Genomic DNA, 11,112 nt, shown 5'->3' with positions numbered 1-11,112 from the left:
CGTCCTCGCCGCTGTGCCCGCAGTCCGGGGTCAGCAGTCCGGCACGGCCTGCACCGTCCACAGGTATCCGGCCATCGCCCCTGGTGACGCAGGGGCCTCGACGTCCCGCAGGCCAAGGACGACAAGCATCTCGCCCGACCCCTGACCGTCCCGGCCGTCGGCACCGTCCACTCCGCGCCGACGTCACCCGCGGCACCGGGGCCGAGGACACCGGCGAGGACTCCCGGTAAGCGGACGACGGCATCGGCGTCCGCGCAGGGAACCCGGTCAAGTCCCTCGGCGACTGAGCCCACACGGGCGGACACCGGCCGGAGAGTGACGGCTGACTCAGGTCGTTTCCCTGTGGCGGCGCCCTTACCACGGCAGTGCCGGGCGAGGTCAGGCGAGCGACGCGGCGCGGGCCGGGTCGAGGGCGTGGTGGAGCGCCTCCGAGCTGGTGAAACGCCTGAGTTCGTCGAGCACGAGCTGTCCGAGGCGGTGGCGTTCGGCGCCCAGGGCGCCGGCGAGATGCGGGGTCAGGACGACGTTGGGAAGCGTGAACAGGGATGAGTCGGGAGCCGGGGGCTCGGGATGCGTGACGTCGAGTACGGCGGTGAGATCCGGTCTGGCGCGCAGGACCTGCGCGGCGGCCTGCTCGTCGATCAGCGCGCCCCTCGCGGTGTTGATCAGAGTCGCGCCGGGTTGGAGGGAATTCAACAGCCTTTCCCCGACAGCGCCTTGGGTCGCGGGCAGGAGTGGCGCGTGAAGGCTGACGACATGGCAGGTGGCGAAGAGTTCCTCCAGGTCGACCAGCCGGACGCCGGCCTGCCGGGCGGTGTCCGACGAGGCCACAGGGTCGGTGGCGACAACCTCGACGTCGAAGCGGGAAAGGTGGGCGGCGACGAGTCTGCCGATGTGACCGAGCCCCCACAGGCCGACCCGTGCCCGGTACGCGCCGGGGACCTCGGGGTTGCGCGGGAATCGGCGGCTGCTCGCGACGTCCCGGGCGATGCGGTACGTCTGCTTCAGCCCGAGCAGGACCTGAGCGAGGGTGAATTCCGCCACCGGGACGGCATTGGCCGCGGCGGCCGAGACGATCGGGATGCCGCGCGCCCAGAAGGCGGGCGTGGTCAGGTGCCGGACGGACCCCGCTGCCACGAACACGGCCCGCAGCCTGGGTGCCTGCTCGAGAAGCGGGGCGTCCAGTACGGGTGCGCCCCAGCCGGTGAGCAGGAGGTCGACGTCCCGCAACACCTCCGGGGCTTCGGCGAGTTCCTGTCGGGTACGCGGCGGCGCCTGCCAGTGCACGAGTCGGCTGATCCCCGCAAGCACCTCGGGCGGGTAGACGTCTGCCCGGCGTTCCTCCTCCATGACCAGCAGGGCTGTGGGTGCGGTGGCCATTGCGTTCATGCCGGACGGGTCTCCTCGGATGGATCCGCACCCGGGCGGGAGGCAGGACGACCGTTCCCCCGGGTTCGGACGTGTTGGAAAACGTGGGACTACGTGATGCACATCGATGTGGCTTGTTTACTGCGCAAGCCGAGCGGCCCGCAGGGACCATACATCGGATCTATCAGAGGTCCTGTTGGAAACCTCGGATGTCCTGGCGCACCCTACTCGACGAGGCGGAGCCGGAATTCCCGCCCACCCGCATCGGGGAAATCGATCCCGCGAGTGCTCCAACTACGTCCACACCAGGCAACTTTACGAGCGGTAGACACTCTTAGCACGCTTCCGCCCACGGAGGCCATACTTCCGGAGAGCGGCAAAGCGGGCACGCCAAGCAGGGAGGATTTTTTGTATTCATCGGAGTATTGACCGTCGATTCCGGCCCCGCTACCTTCCTGGCAGGCGCCACTGGCAAGCGCTTTCTTAGCCAACTGTGATGCGGGAAAACGGGAGTTGTCATGCAGAGATCGCGATGGGTCGGTGCCGGTGTTCTCGCCTCGGCCCTGGTGCTCACCGGCTGTTCGTCCGGGCCTGCGGGAGTGACTGCCAAGCAGAACTCGAAGGCCACTTTGGAGCTCTGGACCCGGACGACACCGGGCGGGCCCGGCGAGCAGGGCGCACTCAAGCTCGCCGCCGCCTTCACCAAGGCCACGGGCTACAAAGTCAAGGTCACAGCCATCTTCGACGACTTCGAGACCAAGCTGGCGCAGCGGGCGGCCCAGAAGAAGCTTCCCGACATCGTCATGAACGACGTGACGCAGCTCGGGGCCATGCACAGTCAGGGGCTGCTGCGGGAGATCGACCTGGACAAGATCAAGGACAGCAAGCAGCTCATCGGCCAGGGCCTCGACTCCGGCAAGAGCGTGGACGGCAAGCAGTACGGCCTGCCGTACTCGGCGCAGGCGTCCGCGCTGCTCATCCGCAAGGACTGGCGGCAGAAGCTGAAGCTGGACACTCCGAAGACCTGGGACGACTTCGCCGCCATGGCCAAGGCCTTCACCACCAAGGACCCCGACGGCAACGGGAAGAAGGACACGTCCGGCCTCGCCGCGCCGCTGTCCACCAAGCGCGGCTACGCCTCCTGGTACTTCTCCAACTTCCTCTGGGCCGCGGGCGGCGACTTCATCACCGAGGCCGGCAAGGGCACGTACAAGCCGGCGATGACCAGTAAGGCTTCGGTCGAGGCGGTGCAGTGGTTCCGCGACCTGGGCTGCAAGGACAAGGCCATCCAGCCCGGCGCCGTGACCATGGACACTCCCCCGACGAACGAGACGTTCGAGTCGGGCAAGACCGGCATGTTCGTCGTCGGCCCGTACCTGCTGCCCCGCTTCGACGAGACGCTCGGCAAGGACAAGTACGAGGTCGTGCCGATGCCCAAGGGCCCGAAGGACGCCACCGTCCTGGCCGAGGGCGGCTCCGTGTACCTGATGGCCGGCTCCGACAACCAGGCCGGCCAGGACGCCTTCGCCTCGTTCGCCGTCTCCGTCAAGGGTCAGAAGACGGGGATGGAGGGCGACACCGCCTACACCGTGCAACTTCCCGTCAACAAGGCCGTGGACGTCTCCCAGGTACGCCCAGACCCCCGCTGGAAGACCTACGCGCAGGCGTACCAGGACTCCGGTCGGTACGCGCCGTCCATTCCGAACTGGACGCCGGTGCGGCAGGCGACGGCGGACACCCTGAACGCGCTCATGGCCGACTGCAGCCTGAACACCGAGGCCAAGCTCGGTGACCTCGACAAGCAGCTCGCCGACATCCTCAAGGAGCAGGGGATCGACGCGTCATGAGCCTCGACCAGGCGGAGCCGACGGCTGCTCCGGCAGCCGCGCCCGGTCCCCGCAAGCCGGGCCGCGGTCGCGGCGCGGCCACCGCCCGACAGGGGCGCAGCCGCAGATCGGGCCGGTGGTGGACGCCCTGGCTGTTCCTGGCCCCCGCGCTGATCCTTTTCCTGTACTTCAAGTTCATCCCCATGGCCAACGCGCTGACCATGTCCTTCCAGGAGGTTCAGCCCTATCTGGGGAACAAGTGGGTCGGCACCGAGAACTACTCCACGGTGCTCCAGTCCCACGGGTTCCGTGAGGCAGCCTGGCACACGGTCGTCCTCGCCGCCGGACAGACGGCCGGTTCGATGGCGCTGGGCCTCGTCCTCGCCCTGCTGATGGAGGGGCAGGGCCGCCGGCTCAAATTCGTGCGCTCCGCGGCGTTCCTCCCGGTGGTAGTGCCGATCGCGGTCGTCGCCGAGCTGTGGCGGATCATGTACCACCCGACCGGGGACGGCATGCTCAACTCCCTGCTCGGCCTGGTGGGTCTGGGGCCGTCGGGGTTCATCAACGACCCGGACACGTCAATGGCCTCGATCATGCTCACCGGCATCTGGCGGGGCGCCCCCTACGACATGATGATCATCCTCGCCGGTCTGACGAGCGTGGACCGCGGTCTGTACGAGGCGGCGAAGGTCGACGGCGCATCGAGGTGGCAGCGGGTGTGGCACGTGACCGTGCCCGGACTGCGGTCGGTGTTCTCGATCCTGTTCATCCTCGCCGCGATCCGCGGACTTCGGGTGTTCACCGAGGTGTTCCTGCTGACCAACGGCGGACCCGACGGCTCCACCGAAGTCGTCATGACCCTCATCTACAAGCTCGGACTCGAACAGAACCGGCTCGGCGTCGGAGCCGCAGGTGCCGTCCTGCTGTTCGTCGCGACGCTGATCCTGACGGTCGTCGTCCAGCTGCTGCGACGCAGGGAGAGCAAGTGAGTGCGCAGACCGAGACCGCGCTCGGCCTGACCGAGAGCCGCAGCGCCGGCGGGCGGATCCTGAGGGCCGTCGTCCACCTCCTGGTCCTGATCGTCTTCGCGGGGCCCCTGCTGGCCCTGCTCGTCAGCGCCTTCGGCCATGTCAAGGACCCGACTCAACTGAGCATCGTGCCCACGGGCCTGACGCTGGACAACTTCAGGATCGCCTTCGACCAGGGGGTGCTCGCGTATCTGCTGAACTCGTTCCTCGTGGTCGGGTTCGGGCTGCTGCTCCAGGTCGCGGTCTCCGTTCTGGCCGGGTACGCGCTGGCGCGCAAGAAGTTCCCCGGGATGACACTCGTGCTCGTCGCCATCCTGGCGACGCTGATGCTGCCCGAGGAGATCCTCGCCCTGCCCCTCTCCCTGATCCTGTCCGATCTGCCGGTCGTCCACTTCAACCTCATCGGAACGCTGGCCGGCATGATCGTGCCGCTGGGCGCCTGGGGCTTCTCCATCCTGGTGATGACCGAGTTCATGAAGGACGTGCCCCGCGAGCTCGAAGAGGCCGCCCGTATCGACGGTGCGGGAGACCTGCGGATCTTCGCCCAGATCATCATGCCGATGTGCAAGCCCGCGCTGGGTGTCATCGGGGTGTTCGGATTCACCATGATCTGGGACCAGTACCTGCTGCCCCTGCTCGTCTCCACCGACTCCTCCTCGTACACGCTGCCGCTCGCGCTGCGGACTCTGCGGATCGACCCCGCCGTCACGCCTGGAGTCGTCATGGCGGCTTCCCTGCTCGCGCTGCTGCCCTCCGTGATCGTCTTCCTGTTCTTCCAGCGCTCCTTCGTGAGCGGCCTGTCCTCCGGCGCGTTGAAGGGCTGACCCCGACCGCTCCGCGCCCCTGCCCCGCCCGTGCACGAGAAGGAACGATGCCCCATGCCCACTGCCGCCGAAGCTCACCTGTCCGCGTCCCCGGTTCCCCAAGTGGCCCCGGAGACGGCCTGGTTCACCACCGCCCGGTTCGGCATGTTCGTCCACTGGGGCCTGTACTCCCTTGCCGCCCGGCACGAGTGGGTGAAGAACCGGGAGCGGCTGACCGACGAGCAGTACCAGGTGTACTTCGACCACTTCGACCCCGACCGCTACGACCCCGTCGAGTGGGCCAAGGCGGCCAAGGCCGCCGGCATGCGCTACGTGGTCCTGACCACCAAGCACCACGACGGCTTCTGTCTGTGGGACAGCGCCCTCACGGAGTACAAGGTCACCAACACCCCGCACGGCCTCGACCTCGTCGGCCCGTTCGTCGAGGCGTGCCGGGCCGAAGGTCTCAAGGTCGGGCTCTACTACTCGCTGATCGACTGGCACCACCCGTCCTTCCCTGTCGACGGCACCCATCCGCAGCGTGACGACGAGGAGTTCAAGGCCGCCCATGCGGACCGGGACATCCGTGACTACCAGCGGTATCTGCACGGGCAGGTCCGTGAACTGCTGACCTCCTTCGGGCGCATCGACTACCTGTTCTTCGACTTCTCGTACGCCGGACGCACCTGGTGGGGCGGCAAGGGGCCCGACGACTGGGACTCCCCGAAGCTGCTGGAAACGATCCGCGAGCTCCAGCCGCACGTCCTCGTCAACGACCGGACCGGGCTTCCCGGAGACTTCGTCACCCCCGAGCAGTACCAGCCCTCGGGACCGATGACCGAGAACGGGCGGCCCGTGCTCTGGGAGGCCTGCCAGACGCTCAACGGCAGTTGGGGCTACGACCGTGACAACCTCGACCGCAAGAGCGCGGACCTGCTGATCCGCATGCTCGTCGACGGGGTGTCCAAGGGCGGCAATCTCCTGCTCAACGTGGGCCCCACCGGCCGCGGCGATCTGGACCCGCGCGACACCGAGGTCCTGGCCGAGATCGGCCGGTGGATGCGGCTGCACGACCGGGCGATCCGCGGCTGCGGCCCCTCCCCCTTCACCGCCCCCGCCGAATGCCGCTACACCCAGCGCGGCGACCGGCTCTACGTCCATCTGCTCGCCTGGCCGCTGCGCCACCTGCATCTGCCGGGCCTGGCCGGCCGGGTGCGGTACGCCCAGCTGCTCAACGACGCGTCCGAGATCGTCCCGGTCCACATCGCGCCGGACCGGCCCGCGGTCAACACCGAGATGGGCGGACAGCCCGCCGGAACGCTCACGCTCCAGCTCCCGGTACGCCGCCCCGACACCCCCGTCCCCGTCATCGAACTGTTCCTGGACAGCCCCACCGACGTCTGAACCCACGTCCTGGACAAGCTGTTCATCGCACCGTCACGGAGGAACCATGCAGCGTCGCACCTTCCTCATCAGCACCGCGGCCGGGGTGGCCCTGGCCGCCGCCCCCGTCGGCACCCTGTCGACCGCGAGCGCGACCACGGCCCCTGCCACGGTCCGCACCCTGGACGAGCTCCGGGCCGCCATCAACGGCGCGGGCCCCGGTGACCGGATCGTCGTCGCCGACGGCACCTACACCGTCCCGGCCGACAGCCCGCTCCTCATCAGGGGCAAGAACGGCACCGAACGCGCCCCGGTGACCATCGCGGCCCAGACCCGCGGCGGCGTCGTCCTAGAGGGTGAGCAGAGCTTCGTCCTGGAAGCCTCCAGCCACATCACCCTCAGCGGCTTCTCCTTCCGGCAGTCCACCACCCTGGACGTCCCCCCGGACTGCTCCCACATCCGGCTCACCCGCAACGACTTCCAACTGGCCGACATCGAGGGCCTGCACTGGGTGATGGTGCGCGCCGACGACAGCACCATCGACCACAACCACTTCCACGGCAAGAGCACCCTCGGCATCTACCTCGGCGTCGAGGGCGCGGGCACCGAGGAGATGGCGCAGCGCGTGCACATCTACCGCAACCACTTCTCCGACCACACCTTCACCGGGTCCAACGGCGGTGAGCCGATCCGCCTCGGCGTCAGTCCCCGAGCCCTGTCGAGCGCCCAGGCCGTCGTCGAGTACAACCTCTTCGAGCGCTGCAACGGCGACCCCGAAGCCATCTCCGTGAAGTCCTCGGACAACACCATCCGGCACAACACGATCCACAACAGCTTCGGCGGCATCGTCCTGCGGCACGGCAACCGCAACCGGGTCGAGGCCAACCACCTCGTCGACGGCACGGAAGGCGTCCGGATCTACGGCAACGACCACGTGATCGTCAACAACTACCTCGGCGGCCTGGCCGGGCGCGCCATGGTGATCGGCAGTGGATCGGAGCGCGACCACCTGCCCGGCGAGTCGCCCGAGACGCGGCGCGGCAACGACGCCCCCGACCGTGTCCTCATCGCCTACAACACCCTGGTGAACAACGCCGGCACGCTCTCCGGCGAGAGCCAGCGCCCGCACGAACCGCGCGATGTCACCGTCGCCGACAACCTGTTCGTCGCGGACACCGGTCAACTGGTCGCGATGGCCGCCACCGTGCGCTTCACCTGGTCGGGCAACATCCTGTGGGGCGCCGCGGCCGACGGCAACATGCCCGCCACGGGCGGCGTCCGGACCGACCCGAGACTGGTGACGGACGCCCACGGCATCGCGCGCCCGGCCGCCGACAGCCCGGCGATCGACGCCGGCACGCTCCGGTGGCCGCCGATCACCCACGACATCGACGGCCAACCGCGCGGCCGTCTGCGGGACGTGGGCGCGGACGAGCACTCCCTCCGCACGCCGCGGCGCGGTCCGCTGACCCCCGCCGACGTCGGCCCCGAGGCCGCCTGAGCACCCCCTGTCCCCATCGACGTAGGAGGCATCATGCAACGACGCACGTTCCTCAGAAGCACCGCGGTGGCCGCGATCGCCGCCGTCCCCCTCGGCACCACCCTCACCACGAGCGCCTCGGCGGCCGACATACCCGTCGCCTCCCTGGCCGCGCTCCAGAGCGCCATCAACAGTGCGGGTCCCGGGGACCGCATCGTCGTCGCCAACGGCACCTACACCGTCCCGTCGGGGGGCGCCCTCACCATCTCGGGCAAGCACGGCACCGAGGCCGCACCGATCACCATCGTCGCGCAGAGCCGCGGCGGCGCCGTACTGAAGGGCGAGCGCAGCTTCGTACTGAGCGACTCGACGAACATCGTGCTCAGCGGCTTCGCCTTCCGGCAGACCACGACGCTGGAACTCCCGGTCAGCTGCTCGGGGATACGCCTGACCCGCAACGACTTCCAGCTCGCCGACACCACCGATCTCGACTGGGTCGTCGTGCGGTCGGACGACTCGAAGATCGACCGGAACCATTTCCACGACAGGACCACCGCGGGCATCTTCCTCGTCGTCGACGGTCCTTCCGACACGTCGGTCATGACCCAGCGGACGCACATCCTGCGGAACTATTTCTCCGACCACAGCTACGGCGGCACCAACGGCGGCGAGCCGATCCGGATCGGCTACAGCAAGCGGGCCCTGGCCAGTGCCGACGCCACGGTCGAGTACAACCTGTTCGAGCGCTGCGACGGCGACCCCGAGGCCATCTCGGTGAAGTCCTCGGACAACACCATCCAGTACAACACCGTTCGCGACAGCCTCGGCGGCATCGTGCTGCGCCACGGCAACCGCTCCACGGTCCAGGGCAACTACGTGATCGGCGGCACCAACGGTGTGCGCCTCTACGGCAACGACCACACCATCGTCAACAACTACATCAGCGGGCTGTCCGGCCGGGCCCTGGTGATCGGCAGCGGCTCCACCCGGGACCACACCACGAGCGAGTCGGACGAGGAGCGGAAGGGCAACGACGCCGTCGACCGCGCCCTGATCGCCCACAACTCCCTGATCGGCAACGCCGAAACGCTGGAGGGAGAGACCCGCACGTACGAGCCTCAGGACGTCGTCGTCGCCGACAACCTGCTGGTCGGCGACGCGGGCAGCCTCGTCGCGATGGGAGCCACCACACGCTTCACCTGGCAGAGCAACCTGCTGTGGGGCGCGGCGGCGGACGGCAACATCCCCGCCGGCGGCTTCACCCGGGCCGATCCTCGCCTCGCCCAGGGCACGGACGGGGTCATGCGACTGACGGCGGCCAGCCCGGCGATCGGCGCGGCCACCCTCGCCGACGCGCCCGTGACCGACGACATCGACGGGGACCCGCGCGGCAGCGTCCGGGACATCGGCGCCGACGAGTACGCGACGACGGCCGCGCTGCGCCACCCGCTCACGACGGCGGACGTGGGCCCGAACGCCCCCTGAGCGCACACCGACCGGCCCCGGAACCGGCCGCACGACCACACTCGGCCGCCCGCCCGCCCGCCCGGCGGGCGGCCGCACCCCCAGCCAACCCCCAGATCCACCAGGAGAAGGGAGCACCATGACCGGGACGAACCGCCAGGCCACGGCAGCACCCGGCCCGCCGTCCGCACCTGCGACGAGCAGGACCAGGCTGGGCCTGTGTTCCGTCACCTACCGCCGGTTGCCCGCCATCGAGGTCGCACGGTACGCCGTCCATGCGGGCCTGGAGGTCATCGAATGGGGGGCGGACGTGCACGCCCCCGCGCAGGAGCCCGGCACCGTCGGCACGGTCCGGGCCGTCTCCGACCAGTACGGGCTGACTTGCTGCTCGTACGGTTCCTACTTCCGCGCCACCCCGGGGGAACTGGCCGGCTTCCCCGCCATCGCCCGGGCCGCGGTGCGGCTCGGGGCGCAGCGGGTCCGGGTCTGGGCGGGCGGGACCGGATCCCAGCACGTCCTGCCGGATGAGCGGCACGAGACCGTGCGCTGTCTGCGCGAGGCGGCCCGGATCGCCGCGGACCACGGCCTCACGCTCGCGACGGAGTTCCACGGCGGAACCCTCACCGACACCGTCGCCTCGACCCTCCGGCTGCTGGACGAGGTGGACGCGGACAACGTGCGCACCTACTGGCAGCCGCCGCAGGACATGCCCGACGAGGAAGCGCTGGCAGGGCTCGTCGAACTCGGTGCCCGGGTCGCCGCCGTCCACGCCTTCTCGTGGTGGCCGGGCAACACGCGACGTCCGCTGGTGGCACGCGAGGCCCTGTGGACGGCTGCTCTCGGTCTTCTGGAGGGCCGGGGAGTGGAGGCGCTCCTGGAGTTCGTACCCGGCGACGACCCCGCGGTCCTGGCGCGCGAGGCGGCAGCCCTGAGGCAGGCCGCGGGTCAATCCCCCGCCCCACAGACGTAGTTGACGGGAAGCGGACGTACCACGAGGAACAGTTCACCCGCTCCCTCCACCCCGACCCCGGACGGCAGGCATGCACTTCACGGACGACGACACGCTCCTGTTCATCGGCGACTCCATCACCGACGCGGGCCGCGACCGCGCGGACGCCACCTCGCTCGGCACCGGCTACGTCAGCGAGATCGCCCGGACCCTGCGCGACCGAGCGGCAGGCAGTTCCGGCCCCCGGATCGTCAACCGGGGGATCAGCGGCCATCGCGTGTACGACCTCGAACCCCGCTGGACCGCCGACGTGATCGACCAGAACCCGACCGTCGTCACCGTGAAGATCGGCATCAACGACACCTGGCGGCGCTACGACCAGGGACTGCTCAGCTCCGTCTCGGAGTTCCGTACGTGCCTGGACCGCCTGCTGGCTGTCACGGCACAGCGGCTCTCCGCGCGGCTGGTCGTCATCACCCCGTTCCTCCTCCCGGTCGAGCCGGGGCAGGAAGCCTGGTTCGAGGATCTCGGGCCCCGCACCGACGCCGTCCTGCGGGCCGCCGCGGACAACGGCGCCCACGTGGTCCGCGCCGATCTCCTCCTGCCCCGCGCCGCGCGGAACCGCCCGGCGGCGGAGCTGGCCGAGGACGGTGTCCACCCGACCCCTCTCGGACACCGGCTGATAGCCGACGCCTGGCTCTCCACCGTCCACGCCTCGTCCCCGGATCCGATGCGGTAGCCGGTCCGGCGTGCGTCGCGACGGTCCACCGTGACTGCCTCGACACGGCTGCATCGTGGCCGTCTTCGGTGT

The 11,112-nt window shown here is 69.6% G+C and carries 9 protein-coding genes; 8 read left to right on the top strand and 1 reads right to left on the bottom strand.

Annotated features, from left to right (window positions below; genetic code table 11):
• Positions 1 to 378: 378 nt before the first annotated feature.
• On the bottom strand, positions 379 to 1,389 hold the full coding sequence (locus tag J3486_RS04220; RefSeq protein ID WP_207818544.1) for a hydroxyacid dehydrogenase: 1,011 nt from the start codon (positions 1,387 to 1,389) through the stop codon (positions 379 to 381).
• Positions 1,390 to 1,886: 497 nt separating this feature from the next.
• Here J3486_RS04220 and J3486_RS04215 point away from each other — a divergent pair, with 497 nt between their 5' ends.
• The 8 genes from J3486_RS04215 to J3486_RS04180 all read left to right on the top strand — a co-directional run bounded on the left by J3486_RS04215 (position 1,887) and on the right by J3486_RS04180 (position 11,040).
• Entirely contained in the window at positions 1,887 to 3,215 is a 1,329-nt protein-coding gene (locus J3486_RS04215; RefSeq protein ID WP_207818543.1) for a sugar ABC transporter substrate-binding protein, read from the top strand.
• On the top strand, positions 3,212 to 4,183 hold the full coding sequence (locus J3486_RS04210; protein ID WP_207818542.1) for a carbohydrate ABC transporter permease: 972 nt from the start codon (positions 3,212 to 3,214) through the stop codon (positions 4,181 to 4,183). Before J3486_RS04215 ends, J3486_RS04210 begins: the two co-directional genes overlap by 4 nt.
• Positions 4,180 to 5,046, top strand: a complete 867-nt coding sequence (locus J3486_RS04205) for a carbohydrate ABC transporter permease (RefSeq protein ID WP_207818541.1) — start codon at positions 4,180 to 4,182, stop codon at positions 5,044 to 5,046. The genes J3486_RS04210 and J3486_RS04205 overlap by 4 nt, the downstream gene beginning before the upstream one ends.
• Before the next feature lie 54 nt (positions 5,047 to 5,100).
• Positions 5,101 to 6,429, top strand: coding sequence for an alpha-L-fucosidase (locus J3486_RS04200; protein ID WP_207818540.1), 1,329 nt, complete (start codon positions 5,101 to 5,103; stop codon positions 6,427 to 6,429).
• 46 nt (positions 6,430 to 6,475) lie between these two features.
• A complete protein-coding gene (locus J3486_RS04195) occupies positions 6,476 to 7,909 on the top strand; it encodes a polysaccharide lyase 6 family protein (RefSeq protein WP_207818539.1) in 1,434 nt (477 codons plus the stop codon).
• A gap of 33 nt (positions 7,910 to 7,942) precedes the next feature.
• Complete coding sequence (locus J3486_RS04190; protein ID WP_207818538.1) at positions 7,943 to 9,373, top strand: polysaccharide lyase 6 family protein; 1,431 nt, start codon at positions 7,943 to 7,945, stop codon at positions 9,371 to 9,373.
• Between the two features lie 118 nt (positions 9,374 to 9,491).
• The gene (locus tag J3486_RS04185) at positions 9,492 to 10,322 is read left to right on the top strand and encodes a sugar phosphate isomerase/epimerase (RefSeq protein ID WP_207818537.1); all 831 of its coding nucleotides are present in this window, start codon (positions 9,492 to 9,494) and stop codon (positions 10,320 to 10,322) included.
• 70 nt (positions 10,323 to 10,392) lie between these two features.
• A complete protein-coding gene (locus tag J3486_RS04180; RefSeq protein ID WP_207818536.1) occupies positions 10,393 to 11,040 on the top strand; it encodes an SGNH/GDSL hydrolase family protein in 648 nt (215 codons plus the stop codon).
• Positions 11,041 to 11,112: the final 72 nt, after the last annotated feature.

It is taken from the genome of Streptomyces sp. VRA16 Mangrove soil, assembly GCF_017377775.1.
In the GTDB taxonomy this organism is placed as follows: Bacteria; Actinomycetota; Actinomycetes; order Streptomycetales; family Streptomycetaceae; genus Streptomyces.
The sequence above is the reverse complement of the archived record's forward strand: the minus strand, read 5'-3'. Positions and strand labels throughout refer to the sequence as shown.